The organism is Amycolatopsis sp. PSD-21 (assembly GCF_055561455.1).
The window spans coordinates 3,933,510-3,954,747 of sequence record NZ_CM145712.1; the positions used below are offsets into that span (position 1 = coordinate 3,933,510).

Here is a 21,238-nt window from a genome sequence, read left to right on the forward strand (position 1 = left end):
CTCCTTCCCACCCGGCCGTCACACGACACACCGGATGTGTCCCGCGCGTCGTCCCGGCACGCGGGCGTGGGTCTACGTTGACCTCCGCTTTCGGGGCCGTCGCGGTATCGGATTGGTCGACATCGCTGGAAGAGGTGAACTGGCCGCAGCAGCCGAGTACTTCGCCTGACAGCCAGTCACCTTGTACCGGCCACCGTGATGACGGCGATGGTCGCGTCGGCACCGATGTGCGCGAGGTAGGGCAACAGGAGCCCGCGACTCCGCACCCGCAAGACGCCGAGAAAGGAGCCCCAGACGCCTCGGCAAGGCGTTGTTCGACGCGGTGGGACCGCTATTGTTGATCGGTTGGTCCGAGGTCGGGCCGGGTTTACTTTAGGCGCTCGCTGACCTTCGGGAGGGCACACGGCCCCCTGCTGTTGTTGCATCGATGACCGTGGTGCGGGAGGTCTCACCGGAGGCATCAGACTGGAACCTGGCCAGACTTGACGACGACTTGATTGAGCGAGCAAAGGAGATGGATGCTCGGCATCGGGAGCTGCGCCAGCGGCCGATCTCGGCAGAGGCGCTTCGCAAAACTCTGGGTGTTGGAGCTGAGCGCTCCCGAATCCTGACCCGCGTCGTTCGCGCGGAATGGCGAGAGCCGTCGCAAGTCGCAGTGGAATCTGCTTCCTAGTCCTCAAGTCTTGCTCGTGCAGGGCGATCACAGCGGTCGGACTTGGCGGTCTCGGCTTTGGCGCGGACGGCAGTTTTCATCGACATCGAGTCGTACAGCACGTTGCCGGGTTCCGGCAACGTGTCGAACCTGAAGTAGCAGGTGGCCGAGTAGATCGGGGCTCCAGTTGCGGCCGTTCGCCAGGCGAAGGTTGCGGTGGCATGTGTAACCGACACTCCAGGTGACCTGGCTTTGATGCTTGGTCACCACGCCGCTTTCGGGACGCTGTAGCAATTCTATGGTCAAAGTGCGGGTGACCACGACCACGGACGAGCACCGTTCTTCCCGCGCAAGCACGCGACCCGAAGCGTGGCTTCGGGTCGGAGCGATCCCGGTAGGTGGACATCATCCAGGAAACGGTAACTCCTGCCGCAGCCCACGGCCCGCCCATGCTGTGCGATGGCGGATCAAAGGTGGAATTAAGTAGCTGGAAGACGTTTTCGTGGATCGGCACGGAAACCCAGGTTTCCAGCGTCGCGCAGTGCAGGCCTTCACACCCTGGTCAGGACGGCCGCGCTCTGGAAGCCTCCGAATCCGCTGCCCACGCTCAGCACCACGTCCATCGTGTGATCCCTCGCCGTGTTCGGCACGTAGTCGAGGTCGCACTCGGGGTCGGCGTTGTGCAGGTTCGCGGTCGGAGGAACGACCTGACGGTCCAAGGCCAGAGCGCAGGCCGCCAGTTCGAGAGAGCCGATGGCCCCGAGAGAGTGCCCGATCATCGACTTGATCGAGCTCACCGGGATTCGATACGCGTGAGCGCCGAGACTGCGCTTGAACGCGGCGGTCTCATGGCGGTCATTCTGTTTCGTGCCGGATCCGTGCGCGTTGACGTATCCGACGTCGGTGGGGTCGATTTCGGCCTGCCGTAGCGCATGTGTGATCGCCTCGGCCATCTCGACGCCGTCGGGCTTCAGCCCCGTCATGTGGAAAGCGTTGCTGCGGCTGGCGAAACCCGATACCTCGGCATAGATTCGTGCTCCACGGCGGCGGGCCTCGGTCTTGTCCTCGAGAACCAGGACGGCGGCTCCCTCTCCAAGGACGAACCCGTCCCGATGTGCGTCGAAGGGGCGCGAAGCGTGGGCCGGGTCGTCGTTATTCGCCGACGTGGCACGAATCGCGTCGAAACAAGCGGATGTGATCGGTGACAGTGGAGCATCGGTGGCGCCCGCGAGCACCACGTCCGCCGAGCCTTCCCGGATCAACGCCGCTCCGTGCCCGACGGCGTCGAGGCCCGAGGTGCACCCCGTCGAGATCAGTGCCACAGGCCCCTCGGCAGCCACGTCCTGTGCGACCTCGACGGCGAGCGTGCTCGGAACCATGTAACCGTAGAGATGAGGAACGCCATAGGTGTGATCGACCAGCCACCGCCTGCCATCGTCGGCCAGTACGGCGTATTCCTCCTCCAAGCCCATCGTGCAGCCGACCGCGCTGCCGATGGCGACGGCCACCCGTTCCGGCTCGAGCGCGTCCAAGCGCAACCCGCTGTCTCCCACCGCCTCCCGGGCCGACACGACCGCGAACTGGGCGGCGCGGTCCATCCTCCGAATCTCCTGGGCGGACAGTCCGGCCGCGGCCGGGTCGAAGTCCGCCTCCGCGGCGATCCGGGACCGGAAACCGCCGGCATCGAACAGAGAGATCGGGCGCGTGGCGGTCCGTCCTCCGGACAGGAGGTCCCAGTACGCGGTGCTGCCCAACGCGCCTGGCGCCACGACGCCGATACCGGTGATGACGGGCGTCCTCTTCATCGGGCGGCTCCGACGTCGGGGCCCGGCTGATCCGGATGTGCCGGTGCTTCGGTGTCCACATGGCCGAGGTCGGGTCTGGGAGCCAGTGGTGACAAGTGGAACACCACCTGTGCCGGGGTCTCGCCCACGTTGACCAGCCGATGGCGCACGCCGATCGGCACGAGAAGTGATTCCCCCGCGGCGAGCCGTACCGCCTCACCATCCAACTTCATCTCGAGATCGCCCGTGATGACGTGCAGGAACTCCTCGGAATAGGGGTGGTAGTGCTCGGTGACCACCTCACCGGCGGCGAGCCGCAACAAGCCGCCGAAACCCGAGGTGGATCCCACGGTCTTCGGACTCAGGGTGACACGGATGTCACCACCGCGTTTGCGATTGGACGCGACATCCTCGGCGCGTACCTTCGTCGGCTGGGTCGTCGTCACGTGGTCTGCCCCTTCTCGGTGGTCCATACGTAGATCGGGTCGGCCATCGCGTCCTTCGGCTCCTGCCAGCCTGGGTCGTACGGCGAGACCAGTTCGGCGAGCGTGGTGTTGAGTTTCTGGTACAGCGGGTGTTTGCGGGCTTGGTACAGGCCGGGCGAGATGTCCTCGTCGGCTTCGACGAGATGGAAGTACAGGTCATGGAAGGTGAACAGCGTTCGTCGCGACACACCGATCATGTGCGGAAGTTCGGTAGCGTCGGATTCGGCGAAGGCGTCGGCGATCTGCTGTGGATTGTCGGTCCGCAGCTTCGCCACGATCAAGGTGCGGTGCACGGTCGTCCCTTCTGATCGGTTTTCGCGGACCAGCCGATGATTCCCAGCGGCGGTGGGGAACATCTGAAGTCGTGCTCCACACGCGGGTGCTACCAGGGGGCGGGTCGCCTGTTCCGGAGGAGCGTCCCGGAGGGCCCGTCGTCGGAGAGTGTTGCGGCATGGACGATGTCGTCGGCGGACTCCGTTACGGATCGCCGCGCCGACGGCATCATCCTGGTCCGTGTCGGCCCTGGATTCACCGCGTTGACGAGCACTCCGGTGTTCTTTGTGTGCGCCGCCAACATCGTGGTCAGCCCGTTGATCGCTGTTTTCGACACCGAATAACCGGGTGCGCCGGCGAAAAGCCCTCCGTCGAAGGTTCCGGTCCCGCTCGAGACGAAGACCACTCGGCCCCATCCTCTGCTGATCATCCCCGGGACGAACGTCTGAGCCACCCGCCAGCCGCCCAGCAGGTTCACCGCCAGGGTGCGTTCGACGAGATCCAGCGGCACCGACAGCGGATCGGTGCCGCCGTCGAGCAGGACACCCGCGTTGCAGATCAGCACATCGACTTCGCCGACCTGCGCCGCAGCCCTTCTTACGCTCTCGGCGTCGGTGACGTCCAGTACCTGCGCCCCGTTCTTCCCTCCGGCCTGCCGTGCGGTGGGCACGACCCTCAGCCCTCGCCGGGAAAGTTCAGCGACGACGGCTTGCCCCAGCCCTCGGTTGGCTCCGGTGACCAAGGCGGTGCGTTGTTCGGACATGGTGCTCCTCTCTACCTGACTGAATGTCCGGAACACCGTGACCTGGAGACGTGAGACGCGGCTGGGGCCGCGGTGGAGTCGAGCACTGGGGCGGATCAGGAACCCAGGGATTCCCCAGGCCACGTCGGTATCCCTTTCTCCGCATGGCTTACGGCGGAGGGACAGGGTGTGGATGACGCGGCGGTGCCCACCACTCGGGCCGAGCGCGGGACGCGGGACGACCGACCGCTCGGCGTGAGGAGAATGCCTCGCTGGTACGTGACATTGTTCACGAGCGATGCGATGGAGCGGTTCGGTTTTTATGGCCTGCAGGCGATTCTCGTGCTGTATGCGTCGGCTCCGGCGGAGCGTGGGGGCCTCGGCCTCGCCATGGCGGACGCGGCCGCTTTGTTCGGGGCATGGATCGGATTGATGTTCATGCTGTCGCTGGCAGGCGGTTGGGTGGGTGACCGCTGGCTCGGCAACCGGACGGCGCTGCTCGCGGGCTGCGCGGTGAACGTCGTCGGCTACCTCCTGCTGTCCATTCCAGCCGGATGGCCGGCCGCCGTGGCGTTGCCCTTGCTGGCGATCGGGGGTGCGGTCTACAAGCCGAACCACCAGGCGATGATCAACATGATGTTCGGTGGCAGCCGGAGCAGGGAGGCCGGCATCTCCCTGATGTACGTCGCTTCCCAGGTGTCGGCGCTGCTCGCACCGTTGATCGCCGGTTACCTCGGCGAGCGGGTCAGCTGGCATCTCGCCTTTCTGGCAATCGCCTTGGTGCTACTGGCCACCACGATTCAGCTCCGGGTGACCTCCGCCCAGTTCCACGGTGTCGGTGCCACGGCGATCCGGCCGCTCGACGTGCCGGAACGCCGGACGCTGGTACGGCGGCTGGCCCTCTGGTCCGCGGCGACGGTGGTGGTGCTGGCAGGGCTCGCGATGGCGGGTCTGCTCAGCGCCGTGGTAGCGATCGGATTGATCGGCCTGCTCAGCGTGGTGACACCGATCGTCTGCTTTGCCCGGCTACGAGCTGATCCGGCACTGGAGCCGGACGACCGCAGGCGACTGACCTTCTTTTTGTTCGTGTACCTGGGTTCCGCGCTGTTCTGGATGATCGTCGCCCATGCCGCGTCGCTCCTGAACCTGTTCGCGCGGGATCACGTCGACCTCGACGTGCTCGGGTTCGTTCTGCCCGCGAGCTGGTTGCAGGCGGCGACTCCGCTGTTCATTCTCCTGCTGGCGCCGGTGATCGCCTCGGCGTTGCCGCGTTGGGGAGGACGGCACAATATCGGCACCAAGTTCAGTGTCGGCCTGCTTCTGGTGGGCGCCGGCTTCCTGGTCATGTCGGTGGCCACCTCCCTGGTGAGCACCGACGGCACCAGGATCTCGCCTTGGTGGATGGTACTCGTCTACCTGACGCACGCTTGCGGGGAAGTGATCATCGCCGCGGTGACGATCTCCGCCGCGGCTGACGTGCTGCCCGCGGGGTTTCTGGGACGAACGCTGGGGATGCTGTGGCTGTTCGCCGGTTTGGGCGGTGGCCTCGGCAGTGGCGTGGTCCGGCTCAGCACGGTCATGCCGGAACCGCTCTACTACTCCCTTCTCGGCTCGGTCGCGATCCTGTGTGGATTCGCCTTCTGGGTGGGGCGCCGAGCGCTGGCACGCGGGTTGTCCTGACACGACTCACTGCGAACCCGTGAACCTCTGTGTTCCTAAGTCAAGGAGATGATGGTGGATCAGGGATTATCCGGAAAACGCGTGCTGCTGACCGGAGGCAGCAAAGGAATCGGGCGGGCCACCGCGCTGGCCTTCGCCGACGTCGGTGCGACCGTCGTCGCGGGGCACCGTACGGAAAATGAAGACGCGCAGAGCCTGGCCCGGGAACTCAAGGAGCGTGGAGCCGGGCATCGAGTGGTCCAGGCCGACGTCACCACGCGTGCGGGAGCGGCCGTCCTGGCATCAGCCGCGGCGGATGCGCTCGGCGGACTCGACGTGCTGGTGAACAACGTCGGAGTGGATGGATCGGCGCCTTTCGGGGAGCTTCCGGAACAGGAATGGCACCGTGTCTTCGACCACAATGTCACCTCCGCCTACCTGGTCACCCAGGCAGTGCTGAGCCTGCTGGGGGCCGGTGGCGCAGTGGTGAACGTCGGATCTTCGGTGGCACAGCGCGGCCGGGTCGGCGGAGTGCACTATTCCGCCTCCAAGACCGCGCTGACGGGATTCACCAGGGCTCTCGCGAAAGACCTCGGCTCGCAAGGCATCCGCGTGAACCTCGTCGCGCCGGGGCTGACCGAGACCGAACCGGGCGCGGGGCTGCCTGCGCCCGTCGTGGACCGCATCACCGGGATGACCGCGCTCGGCAGGCTGTGCGGTCCGGAGGACGTCGCCGGCGCTGTGCTCTTCCTGAGCGGAGACACGTCCCGTTTCATCAGCGGGGCGACTTTGAACGTGGATGGAGGGATCTGATGTACGCCGCTATCACCTATCGGGTCAAACCAGGCCATGAGGCCGAAATCGCCGAGATCTTCGCCGCTTTCCAGCGAGTGGACGATCCCCGGTTCCGGGACGCGGATGACAGGCAGGCTGGACGACTGCTCGGGACCGCCGTGTTCATCAAGGACGACGTGATGGTCCGGGTGATCCACTATGAAGGTGACTTCTCCGCGATCGCCGAACATATGGCGAGTCAGCGTGGTGTCCACCTGATCGAAGAGAAACTGGCACCCTATCTCGAGACGCCACGGGACACGAGTACCCCGGCCGCCTTCGGCGCCTACTTTCGCGACGCCACCATGCAGGTCATCTCCCAGTTCTCTGTGGAGTCGCACCCCGCGGCGGGATGAGACCTCGCGATTTCGGCCGTTCAGCGGGCTTGGAGGGAGTTTCCAGGCAGGCCGACCAGTCTTGAGAAGGCGATGGAAACACGCGGAACCGATATTCGGGAAGGTCTTTCGATGAACGCATCTGGTGCGGCCACCAGCCCGGTCATAACGGGTATCGGTGTGGTGGCGCCGACGGGTATCGGCGTTGCGGAACACTGGCAATCGGTTCTGGCGGGCAAATCCGGCGTCACCAGGATCACCCGGTTCGACCCTTCGAACTATCCGGTCCGATTTGCCGGGCAGCTGCCGAACTTCCTCGCCGAAGAGCGAGTACCCGGCAGGCTGATCCCACAGACGGATCGCTGGACCCACCTGGGTCTCGCCGCGGCCGAAGCGGCACTGGCCGACGCCGACGTGCGACCCGCGGAGCTTTCCGACTACGAGATGGCCGTCGTCACCGCGAGTTCGTCCGGCGGCACCGAGTTCGGCCAGCACGAGATGGAGCGCCTGTATCTCGACGGTCCGTCGGGTGTCGGGGCCTATCAGTCGATCGCCTGGTTCTACGCGGCGACCACGGGACAGATCTCCATCCGCTTCGGCATGCGTGGTCCCAGCGGCGTGCTGTGCTGTGAACAGGCAGGTGGCCTGGACGCGTTGAACCAGGCCCGCAGGCTCGTCCACGGTGGTTCTCGTTTGGTGGTCAGTGGTGGCACCGACGCTTCTCTTTGCCCCTATGGCCTGGTCGCTCAGCTTTCGAACGGAAAGCTCTCCACTGTGGATGATCAGAACCGCGCCTACCTGCCATTCGACGCCGAAGCGAGCGGCTATTTGCCGGGCGAAGGCGGAGCCATCCTGATAGTGGAAAGCGTGCGGAGTGCTCAGGACCGCGACAAGGGATCCGGCTACGGCGCGATAGCGGGCCACGCCGCCGGTTTCGATCCCCCTCGGGGGTCGGCACGACCGCCGGCGCTCCGGCGCACGATCGAGCGGGCACTCGTGGACGCGCGTGTCAATCCGGAGGAGGTGGATGTCGTTTTCGCCGATGCCGCGGGCGTGCGGGCGGACGATCTTTCCGAAGCCCAGGCCATCAGCGCGGTCTTCGGTTCGCGTGGGGTGCCGGTGACAGCACCGAAGACCTTGACCGGACGGCTGTACGGCGGAGGTGCCTCGTTGGACGTAGCTACGGCGCTCCTCGCGATCAGGGACGGCGTCATCCCGCACACGGTCGGCCCGACCCGGCAGGCGCCCGGTTGCGATCTCGATCTGGTGACCAACCAGCCCCGGGACGGGAGGGTACGTACCGCGTTGGTCCTCGCGCGCGGTCACGGTGGCTTCAACTCGGCGCTCGTACTCACGGATCTCCCCAGGCCAAGGCGCAGTGAACAGTGAAAGGACGTGAAGATGACGGACAGATTCACCTTCGAGGAATTGAAAGAGATCCTGCGCGCGAGCGGGGGAGTCGACGAGGAAGTCGATCTGAACGGTGACATCGCCGATGTCGAGTTCGGTGACCTCGGCTACGACTCCCTGGCCGTACTGGAGTTCGCCAGGCAGGTGGAGCGCCGCTACGGCTTTTCGATTCCGGATTCCGCGATGGCGGAGATGCCCACGCCGGCGAAGGCCGTCGAATTCATCAATGCCCAGTTCGTTGAGGCGAGGATCTGAAATGGCAGGGCACACCGAGAACGAGATCGTCATCGACGCGCCCATGGACCTGGTCTGGGAAATGACCAATGACATCGAATCGTGGACGCGGCTCTTGAGTGAGTATTCGGAGGCGACCATCCTGGAACAACGTGGTGAGACCGTCGTGTTCCGGCTTTCGTTGCATCCGGACGAGAACGGGAAGGTGTGGAGCTGGGTTTCGGCGAGGACACCGGACGCGGCGACCAGGACGGTGCGTTCTCAGCGGGTGGAAACCGGTCCGTTCAAGTACATGTGGATCTTCTGGGAGTACCTCGAGACCGAGCGGGGCGTCCGCATGCGCTGGGTGCAGGACTTCGAGATGAAGCCGCAGGCACCGGTCGGTGACGAGGCGATGCGTGAGCGACTGGACCGCAACACCCCGGTGCAGATGCGGTTGATCAAGGACAAGGTCGAAGCGGCTGCACGCGCCAGTGCCGCCGTCGGCTGACCCGGACACGCCGGCTGGAGGTGCGCGGTGCTCGAGATCGTGATCCCGGTGGTCCTGCTCGCGAACGGGTTGGCGGCGGGAGTGCTGGTCGGCACTCAGCTCGGTGGCTGGCCGTTGCTCGATACGTTGCCGGCCGCGCGCTATGTGCAAGCGCACGGGTTCTTCTCGACACGCTATGACCCGTTCATGCCGCTCTGCTTCCTCGGCACGGTGCTCGGCGATGGGGTGCTCGCACTGGCGGCGGATCGGGCAGGCGCCCAGCTGCTGTTCGGTACGGCAGGCCTACTGGCCGCGGGTACGGTCCTCATCTCCTTGGCGAAGAACGTTCCGGTCAACAAGTGGATTCGCACGCTGGATCCCGAGAACCTGCCGGACGACTTCGCGGAAAGGGATCCGCGACGGCACTGGGGTGGCTGGAACCGTGCCAGGACCGTGTCGGCGACGTCGGCGCTGCTGGCCAACTGCGTCGCGGTGGGGCTGCTGTTGTGAAAGATCATCGATCCGATCAGGACGCGGAGGGGAAGATGGATCTCGGTTTGAAAGGCAAGAAGGCTCTCGTCACCGGGGGAACCCGGGGAGTGGGCCGCGGCATCGTGCTGGCTCTCGCGAGGGACGGCGTCGACGTCGTCACCTGCTTCCGACAGGACAAGGAAGCGGCCGCCTCGCTCGAACGGGAACTCAAGGAGATCGGCGGCGCGCACCACGTGTTGCCGGCGGACCTCGCTGATCCCGCGCAGGTCGCCGATCTGCTCGGCGAATGCAAGTCGCGGTCGGGCAGGCTGGACATCGTGGTCAACAACGCCGCCGCGATCAGCCACGTTCCGTACCTGGAACTGGATGTCGCCGAATGGCAGCGCATCGTCGACACCAACCTGACCGCGGTACACCTGGTCGTCCAGCAGGCGTTGCCGCTACTCACCGCCGGCGGCTCGGTCATCGGGATCAGCTCGAAGTCCATCGAGGTCGGCATTCCGTTGCGGGCGCACTACACCGCCACCAAGGCGGCGTTGCACGGCCTGAACCGCACGCTGGCGCGGGAGTTCGGCCCGCGGGGAATCCGGTTCAACGTCCTGTCGCTGGGCATGATCCACACGGAGGCCTTGGAGGCTCTGCCTGCCGAGCAGCGCGACGCGATGGTCACGCGTTACTCGGAGAAGACTTCGCTCGGCAGGCTCGGTTCCCCGGAGGAGGTCAGCGACGTGGTGCGATTCCTGGCCAGCGATCTGGCCAGGTATGTGACCGGTGGCGTCATCCCGGTGGACGGGGGGATCTCATGACGGGCGACGTCTTCCGCGTGATGCTGCGGATGCAGATCAATCCCGGCGCCGAAGGCGACTTCGAGCGGGTTTGGCTGGAGATAGGCGATTCCGTGACATCCCACCCCGCCAACCTCGGACAGTGGTTGTCCCGGTCCGAAGACGAAGGCGTCTACTACATCGTCAGCGATTGGGTGAGTGAGGCACTGTTCCGTGAGTTCGAGACCAGCGACCGCCATCTGGAGCATCGGCGGAAGCTGCACCCGTTCCGCTCCGGCGGCTCGATGACCACGATGCGCGTGGTGGCGTACCTGCCGGGCACGGCGAGCACCGAGTCCCATCACGACTGGGAACGAGCGCGGTGAGCGGCGGATTGCGGGTCCTCCTTTACCACGCGGCCGAGGAGCCGGACCGGATCGAGGACGCCTACCACGAGGCCAGTGCCCGGCTGGCCGGGGTTCCCGGACTGCTCGGCAACGAGCTGCTTCGGTCCACTTCGGACCCGAGCGGGTTCGTGGTGGTCAGTTCGTGGACTGATGTCACCGCCTTCGCGGAGTGGGAGCGCGGACCGGAGCATCGGGCCCAGACCGCACCCTTGCGTCCATTCCGCGACACGCGATTGTCCAGGCCGTTCGACATCTACCAGGTGCGAGCCACCTACTGAGCAGGAGAGCCGTCATGCGGTCACCCGTACCCGAGCACCGCGAACAGGAACAGCGATCCCGCCGGGCGTGGACCAGGGCAGGCGGGATGTTGGTGTGGTCGCTGGGAGCCCTGGGCGGCTGCATGGGCGGACTCCTACCCCCGTCCGATGACCGCGATCATCCGTCATCGGCCAAGGTCTCCAAGGAGGGAAGGACCTCATGACGGCGACCATGGATGCCACCGACAGCGTACAGCGGGAGCCGGAACCCGAGTGGGTGTCCTGCGCACGGTGCCGGATGCTGTTGTACGGCAAACGCTTCACGCGGTCGGGCAAGGTCTGCCCCGGCTGTGGCTGGCACAGCAGACTGACGGTGCGCGATCGGCTCGATTCGTTGCTGGATCCCGGATCGGCCAGGCCGTTGAAACCCGCGGCGGCGGTACACGATCCCCTGGCCTTCACCGACCTGGTGCCCTACACAGAACGGTTGGACCGCGCCCGGCGGGAAACCGGGCTGGAGGACGCGGTCCAGGTGGTGTCGGCGACCTTGAGCGGTCGCCCGCTCGTCGTGGCGGCGATGGACTTCCGGTTCCTCGGCGGCAGTCTCGGCTCGGCCGCGGGAGAGGCGATCGTGACCGCCGCGGAAGCCGCGCTGGCGGGCAGGGTGCCCCTGCTCGTGATCACGGCTTCTGGCGGGGCGCGGATGCAGGAGGGGGCTCTCTCCCTGATGCAGATGGCGAGAACCAGCAACGCCATGGCCGCCCTCGACGAAGCGGGCCTGTTGACCATCACCCTCGTCACTGATCCGACCTTCGGCGGGGTGGCGGCGTCATTCGCGACCCTGTCGGACGTGATCGTCGCCGAACCCGGCGCGAGGATGGGGTTCGCCGGGCGCAGGGTCATCGAGCAGACCATCCGGGAGAGCCTCCCCGAGTCGTTCCAGACCGCCGAGTTCCTGTTCGAGCACGGCTTGATCGACGGCGTCTCGCCTCGGAAGGAACTACCGCAGCTGCTGGCGATCCTGGTGGGCGCGGCGGCTCCGCCTGCGGACGGTTGGAGTGACGGTGTACCAGACCCTGTGCTGCGAGACCCGGAAACCCTGTCTTCCCTGGCCATCGACGAGGTGGTCCGGCGTGCCCGCGTCCTCGGCAGGCCGACCACACTCGATCATCTCGCGAACTGGACCGACGGTTTCGTAGAACTGCATGGGGATCGCGCTGGGCAGGACAGCCCCGCGATCGTGGGCGGGCTTGCTGAGCTCAACGGTTTGCCGGTGATGGTGATCGGCCACCAGAAAGGCCGTACCACCGAAGAGCTCGTGCGGCGCGATTTCGGGATGCCGTCCCCGGCCGGCTACCGCAAGGCGATCCGTTTGATGCGGCTGGCCGCCAAACTGGGAATACCGGTGGTCACCCTGGTCGACACCCCCGGCGCCCATCCGGGGCCGGAGGCAGAGCGGACCGGGCAGTCGAACGCGATCGCCGAATGCTTGCGGGTCATGGGTGGGCTCCCGGTGCCGGTGGTCACCGTGATCACCGGGGAGGGCGGCAGTGGCGGCGCGCTGGCGCTGGCCGTCGCGGACCGCGTCCTGTTGTGCGAGAACGCCACGTACTCGGTAATCAGCCCTGAGGGTTGTGCCGCCATCCTGTGGCGCAGCTCTGCCACGGCCGCTGTGTCCGCCGCCGCCGAGGCGCTGCAGGTGGGGGCGAAGTCGCTGCTGTCCCTGGGGGTGGTGGACGGAGTGGTGCCCGAGCCGCAGGGTGGCGCGCACCGGGATCCAGTGGCCGCGAGTGCGTTAGTACGTGATGCAGTGGTCTGCGCGCTACGTGAACTGCACGGGCGGAACGGTGACGACCTGGTGGCGGCGAGACGTGCACGGTTCCGGCGATTCGGCTCGGCCGAAGTCCGGCCGAAGACCAGGGAGACGGTGAAATGATCGAAAGGCATCCCGAGTTCACTGCGAGCCGGGATCTGTCGGATGTGCTGGGGATCGAGACCGAAATGCTCAAGCTCGGCGCCGAGGACGCGATGGAGATCCTCTGCCGCAGCTTGGCCGAGATCGTCACTACGACCGAGCGGGTGCCGAAGCGCGCGACGGTGCGGTTGGGCAGCGCGACCATCGATGTGGAATGGCCGGCCGTCGAAGCCGGGCGGCCACCTTCCGTCGCGGAGCCGGCGAAGCCCGCCGCGGCGCCACCTCCGACCGAAACTCCGACGATACGCACGCCGGTGGTCGGCACCTGCTACCTCGCGCCGGAACCCGGTGCCAAGCCGTTCGTGGTCGTCGGTGATGTGATCGAACGCGGCCGACAGGTGGCGATCGTGGAGGCGATGAAGCTGATGAACCCGATCGTCGCGGACAGGGCGGGGCGGGTGACGCGGATCCTCGTCGCCGACGCCGAGCCGGTCGAGTACGACCAAGCGCTGATCGCCATCGAACCCGAGGCGCCGGAATGAGCCCGCAGCCGCGGCCGGTCGGGAAACGGCGTACCGAACCCGTCTTCGACACTCTCTTGGTGGCCAATCGTGGTGAAATCGCCCTCCGGGTGGTTCGGACCTGCCGCGAGATGGGCATCCGCACGGTGGTCGCGCACTCCACGGTCGACAAGGAATCGGCCGCCGTGCTCGCCGCAGACGAGGCGGTCCAGATCGGCCCGGGTGCGGCCAAACAGAGCTATCTGTATCCACCCGCGCTGATCGAGGTCGCATTGCGGACCGGGGCGCAAGCGGTTCATCCTGGTTACGGCTTTCTGTCCGAAGACCCGGATTTCGCGGAGATCTGCGTGAGTAACGGGCTCGTCTTCGTCGGTCCGCGGCCCGAGGTCATGGCCAGGCTGGGGGACAAGTCCTTGGCCAGGCGCCTGATGAGCGAGGCAGGCCTGCCGCTGCTCCCCGGGACGACGAAGCCGGTGAACAGCTCGGCCGAGGTCCTGGCCGAGGCGCGGCGAATCGGCCTGCCGTTGATCATCAAGGCATCAGCGGGCGGGGGCGGCCGCGGCATGGCGATCGTCCGGGAGTGGGCGGAGTTGCTGCCGACCTACCGGTCGACCAGGGCGACCGCACGGGCGGTGTTCGGCGACGAGCGGGTGTACCTGGAACGTTTCTGGGAAAACGCCAGACATGTCGAGATCCAGTTGCTCGCCGACGAGCATGGCAACGTCGTCTGCCTCGGCGAGCGGGACTGCTCGGTGCAGCGGCGCCACCAGAAGCTCGTCGAAGAGAGCCCCGCACCTGAGTTGGCCGCAGGGCTGTCCGAAATACTCGCCGAAGCCACGGCCCGCGGGGCGCGAGCGGTCGGCTACACCGGCGCGGGCACCTTCGAGTTCCTCGTCTCCGGTGAGGAGGCGGCTTTCATGGAGGTCAACTCGCGTATCCAGGTCGAGCATCCGGTGACGGAAATGGTGACCGGTATCGATCTCGTCCGTGAACAAATCCTCGTCGCGGCGGGACTACCGCTCTCCCTTCGGCAAGAAGACGTGAAACCGCGTGGCGTCGCGGTGGAGTGCCGGATCAACGCGGAGGACCCCAGCCGGAACTTCGCCCCCTGTCCCGGCAAGCTCATCGAGTTCTCTCCGCCCGCCGGCCCGTTCGTCCGGGTCGATACGCACGCCTACCCCGGCTGGCGCGTTCCGCCGGACTACGATTCCTTGCTGGCCAAGGTGATCGTGTGGGCACCGGATCGGGCACAGGCGCTCGCCAGGATGGACCGCGCGCTGGCAGAGTTCCGGATCGATGGTCCTGGCATCCGCACCACGAGGGACGCGCTTCGCGAGATCATCCGGAACCCGTCCTTTCGTGAAGGCACTCACGACACTTCGTTGCTGGACCGAATGACCGACGTGTCCGTCATGTCGGCGAGTTGACCCTCGAACAAAGGAGTCCACAATGCCCATCACCGCGATCAGATACGGTATCAAGGCTGGTTGCGAAGAGCAGATCGCCGAGATCTTCGCCGACTTCAAGCGCACCGGTTCGCCAGTGGTGCTCGACGCCGACGGCAACGAAGTCGGACGCATCTTGTCCACCGCTGTGTTCATCGAGAACGACATCATGGTGCGGTTCGTCGAATATGAGGGCGAACTCGCCGACATCGCACGATTCATGGCGACTCAGCCTGGAGTGCGCGAGGTCGAGCGCAAGCTCAAGCCATACCTCGCCCGGCCGAGAGACACGGGATCGGTCGAAGGATTCACCAAGACCTTCGAGAGGAGCACTATGCGCTGCATTTCCCAACTCTCGGCCGACAAGCCAGACGTCCCCTGATGAGCGCCACGGTGGCCGACCTGCTCAGCGTGCTGGCCCTGATGGGCAGCGGAACGGTGGCAGGTGTGCTGTTCGCAGTCGCTCTGAGCACCTTGCCCGCGTTGGTCGCGATGCCACCCAGCCGCTACGTCTACGCGCAGAAACTGCTCGGGCGCAATTGGGACCCCACCATGCCGGTGCTGGTGCTGGGCTCGACCCTGATCGAAATCGTGCTCGCAGTACTGATGCCGGGAATGGCCGCAGTTCTCCTGTTCGGCGGCGCCGCTGTCGCGCTGATCGGGGTGTCCGTGGTCTCCCATTGGTGCAACGTGCCGATCAACCGGCAGACAAGGGAATTGGATCCGGATCGGATGCCCGACGACTGGCATGATCCGAGGCCCCTGTGGCGGCGATGGCATTTCCTGCGCACCACGCTGGCGATGCTCGCACTGATGTGTACCGCCGTCGCTGTCACCATCGCCTGATCACCACTGACGCGTTTGGAGGAAATCCGTTGAAGCTCGGGGTGAACATCGCGCCGAACGGCGCACCGGCAGTGGCGTCGGCCGCGGAACGGCTCGGCTACGACGTCGCGTTCGTTCCCGAGGGGTACCGTACGGACGCGATCAGCGTGCTCGGGATGCTGGCCGGGCGAACCGAGCGGATCGGTCTCGCAGCCGGCGTGCTCCAGATTCCCGCGCGATCGGCGGTGATGACCGCGATGACGGCGTCCACTTTGGAGACCTTGGCCCCTGGGCGTGTCCGGCTGGGACTCGGGGTCTCCAACGCGCATATCTCCGAGGGGTGGCACGGTGTCCGATTCGATCGCCCGCTGCGCCGTACCAGGGAGTACATCGAGATCGTACGGCTCGCGTTGAACGACGATCCCGTGCACTATCGAGGCGAACTCAACGAACTGCCGCTTCCGGATGCACGAGGCGAACCCTTTCACCAATTCGGCTCGTCGCACGCTGCGGCCGTACCGATCTACCTGGCGGCAATCGGCCCACACAGTCTCGAACTCGCGGGCGAGGTCGCCGATGGCTGGTTCGGTGTGTTCTGTTCACCGGACCGCATCGCCGAATCGCTTTCCCATATCCGATCCGGGCGGGACAAGGCGGGGCTGCGATACAAGGGATTCGAGGTCGCTCCCTCAGTACCCGTCGTCGCCGGCCGGTCGCCGGAGGAGGCGGCGGACGCCGTCCGGCACTACATCGCGCGGTTCGTCAGCCTCGGTAGCAAGCAACACAGCTTCTACCACAGCCTGATGAAAACCATGGGGTACCCGAACGAGGCCGATGAGGTGCACGACCGGTATGAAGCCGGTGATCACGCAGGTGCCGCCGCGGCCGTGCCATTCGGGTTCATCGACGCGACGGCCTTGCTCGGGCCCCGCGAACGTATCGCGGAAAAGATGACCGCGTACGCCGAGGCGGGAGTGACCACATTGGCCTTGTCGCCGTTCGCGCGCACGATCGAGGAACAACAGTCCATCTTGCGTGTCGCCGCGGAAGCGCTGGACCGCGCAGGGCTCGCCTGACCGCCTTCGTTAAGGAGTGCGCCATGTCCACGGAACTCACCGGGCTCACGTTCCCGTTCTCGCAGCCACCCGAGTTCACGCTTCCCGCCGAGTTCGCTCTGTTGCGTGCGCGGCAACCTGTCGCCAAGGTGACCCTGCCGTCCGGGGACCGGGCCTGGCTGGTCACTCGGTACGCCGACGTCCGCAAGGTGCTGGCGGACGCCAGGTTCAGCCGCGCGGCCGCCGAACTGCCGGGCGGTCCGCGGATGGGGAACACCAGTCCTGGCCCAGAAACCATTCTGGGTATGGACCCGCCCGATCACACCAGGCTGCGCCGGCTGGTCGCTCCTGCCTTCACGACCCGCCGGATCGAGGCATTGCGGCCCAGGGTCGAGGAGCTCGCGAACGACCTGATGATCAAGGTGGCGAGTGGCCCTCGGCCCGCCGACCTGCTCGGGCAGTTCACCGCCGCACTGCCGAGCAAAGTCATCTTCGAACTGCTCGGTGTGCCCTATTCGGATTTCGGGACGCTGCACGGCTGGACAGACGTGATCTTCAGCCTGTCCTCGCACTCTCGCGACGAGGTGACGGCGGCGCGAGCGAGTATCGAGCGGTTCCTCGTCGAGTTGGTCGCGGAAAAGCGCGCTCACCCGGCCGACGACCTGCTCAGCGTCCTGATCGCCGCTCGTGACGAGCAGGACAAACTGTCCGAGACCGAGTTGGTCAGCTTCGCGCTGATCTTGATCACTGTCGGCCATATGAGTACCGCGAGCACGCTGAGTACCGCGCTGTTCACCCTACTTCGCCTGCCCGAGCTGTTGGCGCGACTGTACGCCCAGCCCGACCTCGTTCCGAGCGCTGTAGAAGAACTACTGCGGCACAACATTTTCGCGTTGACCGGTACTCAGCTGAGGGTGGCACTCGAGCACGTTCGGCTGGGCGACGTCACGATCCGCGCCGGAGACGCCGTGCTGGCCGCGCTCGGTTCGGCCAACCACGATACCGAGGTATTCGACCGGCCGGACCGTGTCGATTTGGCTCGGCCGCACAATCCGCATATGGCCTTCGGCTACGGAATCCACCACTGCCTCGGTGCGCAACTGGCGAGACTGGAGATGCAAGAGGCTCTTTACGCACTTTTGCGCAATATCCCGGACACGCTCCGCCTGGCGGTGGCGCCGGCGGAGGTCGAACTCAAGACCGGACTGACGGCCCGCGCGCTGGCGAGTTTGCCGGTGCGTTGGTGACACGAAACCGTCAGTGAATCACGTACTCCTCCGGCCGGTTGGTTCAAGTTCCTGAAAACCCTCAAAGTGCGCCCGAGTCGTCGGCGCCTTGCTAAATTGGGCCATGCAGGGGCACAAACCATTACCACCAGCGATCACGGAGGGGATATGTCCACTCAGGAAGAGGATCTGGCGCCGGCGAGAGGCGCGGAAGCCGACACTGATCTGAGAACCCGCCCGCAGAGTCCGGAAGGGACTTGGGCGGTGCGAGTGACTTTCGCGGACGGGACGCGGAACGAACGCGGCTTGTTCGCCTTCACCGCCGAGGGGCTGCTCATCCAGACCAACACCGGCAGCCAGACCACCGGGATCGGAAAATGGAGGCGGACCAGGGAGGGGTTCCGGTTCACCTTCCGCGAGCAGGCGTTCGACGACGACAACGTGTTCGCTTTCGACGTGCACGTGGACCACGAAGGAAGGCTCACGTCGGGGGACACATTCACCTCGCATGGGACCGGTACGGCAGTGGACGCCGATGGGCAGATAGTGCGGGTCTCGGAGACGACTGTGACCGCCGAGCGCTATTGAGCCGGCGGCTTCCGGACGGGCGTGCGAACCGCCCGTCCGGAAGTGGTTTCGCTATCCGGCCCCTTGGCCGAAGAACGACTCGGCACGAGCAACAGATTCTTGCTCGCCGTCCGGCACGTCGGCCTCGAAGAAGATCGCCTCCACTGGGCATTCCGGTACACAAGCGCCGCAGTCGATGCATTCCACCGGGTCGATCACCATCTGCGCTCCTGAGTCGTGGATACAGTCGACAGGGCACACGTTCACGCACGACCGGTCTTTGACGTCGGTGCACGGACTGGTAATCACATAGGTCACAGGACCGCTCCTCAACTGATTTCGGTTCGCGACGCGAACTCGTCCGGACGCACCGTCAGTCGACGGTGATGGCGCGTATCACGTTCACCCGTGCCGCCCGGCGGGCCGGCCACGCGGCGGCCAGCAAGCCACCCAGCGAGATCCCGAGCAGTGCCAGCAGAATCGTCGGTGGCACCACGAGGTCGAAGACTCCTCGCGACAAGATGAAGTTCTGCATCATCGCGCCGAGTACGACGCCGACCACCATTCCGATCACCCCGCCCAGCGCGGCGATCAACACGGATTCGACCCGGATGAGCCCGCGGATCTGTCGCCGGGTCATCCCGGTCGCGCGGAGCAGCCCCAATTCCCGTCCTCGCTCCAGTACCGAGAGCGACAAGGTGTTGATGATGCCCAAGAAGGCGATCAACACGGACAGCCCCAGCAGTCCCGTGACGGCACCGAGGTACACGTCCACCTCGCTGATACGGCTGCGCACGTACTCCGGTGCGCTCATGACGGCGAGATCGGAGCGGACGGCGAGTGCTTGCCGCAAGGCTTCTTCCGTAGCGGCCCCGTCGGTGCCCGGCGCCGTCGCCACCACCATGGGGTTGCCATCACCCGGCCGGAAATGCACGTCGGCCAGCGCGGGTGGCAAGACGACCTGCCCCAGGACGGTCGCTTCGGCGAAGATCCCGGTGATCTCGACCGGAGTGCTGCCACCGCCGGCCGAGCTCAGGGTCACCCGCTGTCCGAGCGACCAGCCCTGCTCCTCGGCGACCGGCTTGGCGACGAACACACCCCGCGTCAGATCCGCGGTGCCGCCTTGCTCGAGTTTCACGTCGATGGTGCGGCCGAGAGCGGAGACGTCGATGCTGCCCGCGCGAGTTTCCTTGCCGTCGAGGAGAACCTGGTCGGTGCGCAACGTGCTGACCGCGGTCACGGACGGCACCGCCTGCACCAGCCGCCGGGTGTCCTCGCCGATCTGACCGCCGGCGACGTTGGTGACGACGGTCCTGCCGACAAAGGCGCCACCGAGATCTCGTTCACTGATCGTCGAGATGGTCGTGGAGAAGATGGTGATGCCGATGGCGATGGCCACGCCGATCGTCAACGCCGTCGCTGTCGCGGCCGTCCGCCGGGGACTGCGCAAGGTGTTGCGGACCGCCATCCCGCCGAGCGTCCCGCGGCGCAGTGGCTTGCTGAGCAGGCCGATGACCGGTCCGCTCAGCCAGCGGGCACAGATCACCGCGCTCAGCAACAGCCCGAGTGCCCCGAGCATGCCGGACGCCCGGCTCGCGGTGCCCTCGCCGACCGTGGCGACGATCAGCAGGAGAAGTGAAAGGCTCGCCATCGCGAGCCCGGACCACAGCAGCCACCGAGATCCTTTTTCCTCCTCCAGCTGTTCACCGCCCAGCGCTGCGACCGGAGGTACCGACGCCGCACGGCGCGCCGGCAGCCAGGCCGCCACCACCGTGGTACCCGTCCCGACCAGGAGCGTCCCCAGTACCGCGGATAGGCCGATCACCACGCCGCCGTCGAGGGCGGGGTTCAGCTCCGCCGCGTAGGACACCACCGGAAGGGCAAGCAGGCTGCCGATGACCAGGCCGGTCACCGAACCGAGCACTCCCATCACGGCGGCTTCCAGGAGCACAGATCGCCGGACCTGCCGACGGGTCGCGCCGACCGCGCGCAGCAGTGCCAGCTCACGCCCGCGACGGGCCACCAGCATCGAGAAGGTGTTCACGATCAACGTGATCCCGACGACCAGTGCGATCCCGGTGAAGGCCAGCACGGTGGCGGACAGCGCCGAGGTGATCTCCGAAGTCGCCGCGCGAAGTGTGGCGCTGAGTTCGGTCCGGTCGACGGTGGCGAAACCGGCGGGCGCGGCCGCCGAGACGGCCGTCATCAGCGAGCTCTCCGGTGTTCCGGGCGTCGCGGTGACCTCCACGCTGGTGAAGCTTCCAGAACGCAGCAGCAGTCGCTGCGCGGTCGCGGTGTCGAACGCCACGGTGGGGGAGGAGCCGGCTTCCCGGCCATGGGGGTGGTAGTCGTAGACGCCCACCACCGCGGCCTGGAGCTTGCCGCCGGCGTAGAGCACGGTCGTCGTGTCGCCGACGGCGATACCGCCATCGGTGGCGACGGACTCCGCGAGAACCACCTCGGCCTGCCCGACCGGGGCGCGGCCGGTGACCAGCGACATCCGGTCCGTCCCGGTCCAGTTGCTGCCGGTCATCCTGACTTCGAAGCCTTGGGACACCAGTACCCTGCCGTCCGCGCCCGCTACCGCGGAGTAACCCTCCACGATCCCGGTCGCGGCGGCGACGCCGGGAAGCCCGGCCAGCGTCGCCCGCTGTCCCTCGTCGAGCAATACCCGGTTCTGCCCACCTTGGCTGAGCTGCGCCTCGTCTTCGCCCACACCACGGCCCAGCGGCGTGACCAAGGCGTCCAAACCGTCCCTCAACGGCTGCTGCCCCTCGGACAGGCTCGTGCTCACGACCAGTGCTCCTGACACGAAGGTCGCGCCCAAGAGCACGGTGATGAAGGTGAGTGCCAGGCGGGACCAGTTTCCCCGCAACGTCGCCAATAC

Annotated in this window: 24 protein-coding genes; 18 read left to right on the forward strand and 6 right to left on the reverse strand. The window is 66.3% G+C overall.

Annotation, left to right across the window (positions count from 1 at the left end; all coding sequences use genetic code 11):
* Positions 1-1,203: 1,203 nt before the first annotated feature.
* The 4 genes from ACZ1DY_RS18680 to ACZ1DY_RS18695 all read right to left on the reverse strand — a co-directional run bounded on the left by ACZ1DY_RS18680 (position 1,204) and on the right by ACZ1DY_RS18695 (position 4,080).
* Positions 1,204-2,457 (reverse strand): beta-ketoacyl-[acyl-carrier-protein] synthase family protein, encoded by a 1,254-nt coding sequence (locus ACZ1DY_RS18680; RefSeq protein ID WP_465485111.1) that lies wholly within the window; start codon positions 2,455-2,457, stop codon positions 1,204-1,206.
* Positions 2,454-2,882 (reverse strand): cupin domain-containing protein, encoded by a 429-nt coding sequence (locus ACZ1DY_RS18685; RefSeq protein WP_465485112.1) that lies wholly within the window; start codon positions 2,880-2,882, stop codon positions 2,454-2,456. Before ACZ1DY_RS18685 ends, ACZ1DY_RS18680 begins: the two co-directional genes overlap by 4 nt.
* Positions 2,879-3,214, reverse strand: a complete 336-nt coding sequence (locus ACZ1DY_RS18690; protein ID WP_465485113.1) for a TcmI family type II polyketide cyclase — start codon at positions 3,212-3,214, stop codon at positions 2,879-2,881. Before ACZ1DY_RS18690 ends, ACZ1DY_RS18685 begins: the two co-directional genes overlap by 4 nt.
* Positions 3,215-3,303: 89 nt before the next feature.
* Positions 3,304-4,080 carry an SDR family NAD(P)-dependent oxidoreductase gene (locus ACZ1DY_RS18695; protein WP_465485114.1) on the reverse strand — a complete coding sequence of 259 codons (777 nt, stop codon included), beginning with the start codon at positions 4,078-4,080 and terminating at the stop codon, positions 3,304-3,306.
* Between the two features lie 120 nt (positions 4,081-4,200).
* On the opposite strand from ACZ1DY_RS18695, the gene ACZ1DY_RS18700 reads away from it, so the two are divergent.
* The 18 genes from ACZ1DY_RS18700 (at position 4,201) to ACZ1DY_RS18785 (ending at position 18,372) form a co-directional block, all read left to right on the forward strand.
* Entirely contained in the window at positions 4,201-5,616 is a 1,416-nt protein-coding gene (locus ACZ1DY_RS18700; RefSeq protein WP_465485115.1) for a peptide MFS transporter, read from the forward strand.
* Between the two features lie 48 nt (positions 5,617-5,664).
* On the forward strand, positions 5,665-6,408 hold the full coding sequence (locus ACZ1DY_RS18705; RefSeq protein WP_465485116.1) for an SDR family NAD(P)-dependent oxidoreductase: 744 nt from the start codon (positions 5,665-5,667) through the stop codon (positions 6,406-6,408).
* Positions 6,408-6,785: a SchA/CurD-like domain-containing protein gene (locus ACZ1DY_RS18710; protein WP_465485117.1), complete on the forward strand. Its 378-nt coding sequence runs from the start codon at positions 6,408-6,410 to the stop codon at positions 6,783-6,785. Before ACZ1DY_RS18705 ends, ACZ1DY_RS18710 begins: the two co-directional genes overlap by 1 nt.
* 111 nt (positions 6,786-6,896) lie before the next feature.
* Positions 6,897-8,153: a ketosynthase chain-length factor gene (locus tag ACZ1DY_RS18715; RefSeq protein ID WP_465485118.1), complete on the forward strand. Its 1,257-nt coding sequence runs from the start codon at positions 6,897-6,899 to the stop codon at positions 8,151-8,153.
* A 12-nt stretch (positions 8,154-8,165) separates the two neighbouring features.
* Positions 8,166-8,429, forward strand: coding sequence for an acyl carrier protein (locus tag ACZ1DY_RS18720; protein ID WP_465485119.1), 264 nt, complete (start codon positions 8,166-8,168; stop codon positions 8,427-8,429).
* A 1-nt stretch (position 8,430) separates the two neighbouring features.
* A complete protein-coding gene (locus ACZ1DY_RS18725) occupies positions 8,431-8,898 on the forward strand; it encodes an SRPBCC family protein (RefSeq protein ID WP_465485120.1) in 468 nt (155 codons plus the stop codon).
* A gap of 27 nt (positions 8,899-8,925) precedes the next feature.
* Positions 8,926-9,387, forward strand: a complete 462-nt coding sequence (locus tag ACZ1DY_RS18730; RefSeq protein WP_465485121.1) for an anthrone oxygenase family protein — start codon at positions 8,926-8,928, stop codon at positions 9,385-9,387.
* 35 nt (positions 9,388-9,422) lie between these two features.
* Positions 9,423-10,175, forward strand: a complete 753-nt coding sequence (locus tag ACZ1DY_RS18735) for an SDR family NAD(P)-dependent oxidoreductase (RefSeq protein WP_465485122.1) — start codon at positions 9,423-9,425, stop codon at positions 10,173-10,175.
* On the forward strand, positions 10,172-10,519 hold the full coding sequence (locus ACZ1DY_RS18740) for an antibiotic biosynthesis monooxygenase family protein (protein ID WP_465485123.1): 348 nt from the start codon (positions 10,172-10,174) through the stop codon (positions 10,517-10,519). The genes ACZ1DY_RS18735 and ACZ1DY_RS18740 overlap by 4 nt, the downstream gene beginning before the upstream one ends.
* A complete protein-coding gene (locus ACZ1DY_RS18745; protein ID WP_465485124.1) occupies positions 10,516-10,818 on the forward strand; it encodes an antibiotic biosynthesis monooxygenase family protein in 303 nt (100 codons plus the stop codon). The genes ACZ1DY_RS18740 and ACZ1DY_RS18745 overlap by 4 nt, the downstream gene beginning before the upstream one ends.
* 199 nt (positions 10,819-11,017) lie before the next feature.
* Positions 11,018-12,733: an acetyl-CoA carboxylase, carboxyltransferase subunit beta gene (accD, locus tag ACZ1DY_RS18750; protein WP_465485125.1), complete on the forward strand. Its 1,716-nt coding sequence runs from the start codon at positions 11,018-11,020 to the stop codon at positions 12,731-12,733.
* Positions 12,730-13,254 (forward strand): acetyl-CoA carboxylase biotin carboxyl carrier protein, encoded by a 525-nt coding sequence (locus tag ACZ1DY_RS18755; RefSeq protein ID WP_465485126.1) that lies wholly within the window; start codon positions 12,730-12,732, stop codon positions 13,252-13,254. The genes accD and ACZ1DY_RS18755 overlap by 4 nt, the downstream gene beginning before the upstream one ends.
* Entirely contained in the window at positions 13,251-14,660 is a 1,410-nt protein-coding gene (locus ACZ1DY_RS18760) for an acetyl-CoA carboxylase biotin carboxylase subunit (RefSeq protein WP_465485127.1), read from the forward strand. Before ACZ1DY_RS18755 ends, ACZ1DY_RS18760 begins: the two co-directional genes overlap by 4 nt.
* Before the next feature lie 22 nt (positions 14,661-14,682).
* A complete protein-coding gene (locus tag ACZ1DY_RS18765; RefSeq protein WP_465485128.1) occupies positions 14,683-15,060 on the forward strand; it encodes a SchA/CurD-like domain-containing protein in 378 nt (125 codons plus the stop codon).
* Positions 15,060-15,524, forward strand: coding sequence for an anthrone oxygenase family protein (locus ACZ1DY_RS18770; protein WP_465485129.1), 465 nt, complete (start codon positions 15,060-15,062; stop codon positions 15,522-15,524). The genes ACZ1DY_RS18765 and ACZ1DY_RS18770 overlap by 1 nt, the downstream gene beginning before the upstream one ends.
* A gap of 29 nt (positions 15,525-15,553) precedes the next feature.
* Positions 15,554-16,579: an LLM class flavin-dependent oxidoreductase gene (locus ACZ1DY_RS18775; protein ID WP_465485130.1), complete on the forward strand. Its 1,026-nt coding sequence runs from the start codon at positions 15,554-15,556 to the stop codon at positions 16,577-16,579.
* A 23-nt stretch (positions 16,580-16,602) separates the two neighbouring features.
* Complete coding sequence (locus ACZ1DY_RS18780; RefSeq protein WP_465485131.1) at positions 16,603-17,805, forward strand: cytochrome P450; 1,203 nt, start codon at positions 16,603-16,605, stop codon at positions 17,803-17,805.
* 243 nt (positions 17,806-18,048) lie between these two features.
* A complete protein-coding gene (locus tag ACZ1DY_RS18785) occupies positions 18,049-18,372 on the forward strand; it encodes a hypothetical protein (RefSeq protein WP_465485132.1) in 324 nt (107 codons plus the stop codon).
* 51 nt (positions 18,373-18,423) lie between these two features.
* On the opposite strand, the gene ACZ1DY_RS18790 is transcribed toward ACZ1DY_RS18785, so the two are convergent.
* The gene (locus tag ACZ1DY_RS18790; RefSeq protein ID WP_465485133.1) at positions 18,424-18,573 is read right to left on the reverse strand and encodes a 4Fe-4S dicluster domain-containing protein; all 150 of its coding nucleotides are present in this window, start codon (positions 18,571-18,573) and stop codon (positions 18,424-18,426) included.
* Between the two features lie 151 nt (positions 18,574-18,724).
* On the reverse strand, positions 18,725-21,145 hold the full coding sequence (locus tag ACZ1DY_RS18795; protein ID WP_465485134.1) for an FtsX-like permease family protein: 2,421 nt from the start codon (positions 21,143-21,145) through the stop codon (positions 18,725-18,727).
* Positions 21,146-21,238: the final 93 nt, after the last annotated feature.

What these genes read in the sequence shown, in the direction of transcription:
- ACZ1DY_RS18740 (WP_465485123.1), top strand. Translation starts at nt 10,172, where the DNA reads ATGACGGGCGACGTCTTCCGCGTGATGCTGCGGATGCAGATCAATCCC.
- ACZ1DY_RS18790 (WP_465485133.1), bottom strand. Translation starts at nt 18,573, where the DNA reads ATGGTGATCGACCCGGTGGAATGCATCGACTGCGGCGCTTGTGTACCG.
- ACZ1DY_RS18735 (WP_465485122.1), top strand. Translation starts at nt 9,423, where the DNA reads ATGGATCTCGGTTTGAAAGGCAAGAAGGCTCTCGTCACCGGGGGAACC.
- ACZ1DY_RS18765 (WP_465485128.1), top strand. Translation starts at nt 14,683, where the DNA reads ATGCCCATCACCGCGATCAGATACGGTATCAAGGCTGGTTGCGAAGAG.
- accD (WP_465485125.1), top strand. Translation starts at nt 11,018, where the DNA reads ATGACGGCGACCATGGATGCCACCGACAGCGTACAGCGGGAGCCGGAA.
- ACZ1DY_RS18700 (WP_465485115.1), top strand. Translation starts at nt 4,201, where the DNA reads ATGCCTCGCTGGTACGTGACATTGTTCACGAGCGATGCGATGGAGCGG.
- ACZ1DY_RS18760 (WP_465485127.1), top strand. Translation starts at nt 13,251, where the DNA reads ATGAGCCCGCAGCCGCGGCCGGTCGGGAAACGGCGTACCGAACCCGTC.
- ACZ1DY_RS18710 (WP_465485117.1), top strand. Translation starts at nt 6,408, where the DNA reads ATGTACGCCGCTATCACCTATCGGGTCAAACCAGGCCATGAGGCCGAA.
- ACZ1DY_RS18720 (WP_465485119.1), top strand. Translation starts at nt 8,166, where the DNA reads ATGACGGACAGATTCACCTTCGAGGAATTGAAAGAGATCCTGCGCGCG.
- ACZ1DY_RS18780 (WP_465485131.1), top strand. Translation starts at nt 16,603, where the DNA reads ATGTCCACGGAACTCACCGGGCTCACGTTCCCGTTCTCGCAGCCACCC.
- ACZ1DY_RS18705 (WP_465485116.1), top strand. Translation starts at nt 5,665, where the DNA reads ATGATGGTGGATCAGGGATTATCCGGAAAACGCGTGCTGCTGACCGGA.
- ACZ1DY_RS18725 (WP_465485120.1), top strand. Translation starts at nt 8,431, where the DNA reads ATGGCAGGGCACACCGAGAACGAGATCGTCATCGACGCGCCCATGGAC.
- ACZ1DY_RS18715 (WP_465485118.1), top strand. Translation starts at nt 6,897, where the DNA reads ATGAACGCATCTGGTGCGGCCACCAGCCCGGTCATAACGGGTATCGGT.
- ACZ1DY_RS18755 (WP_465485126.1), top strand. Translation starts at nt 12,730, where the DNA reads ATGATCGAAAGGCATCCCGAGTTCACTGCGAGCCGGGATCTGTCGGAT.
- ACZ1DY_RS18770 (WP_465485129.1), top strand. Translation starts at nt 15,060, where the DNA reads ATGAGCGCCACGGTGGCCGACCTGCTCAGCGTGCTGGCCCTGATGGGC.
- ACZ1DY_RS18680 (WP_465485111.1), bottom strand. Translation starts at nt 2,457, where the DNA reads ATGAAGAGGACGCCCGTCATCACCGGTATCGGCGTCGTGGCGCCAGGC.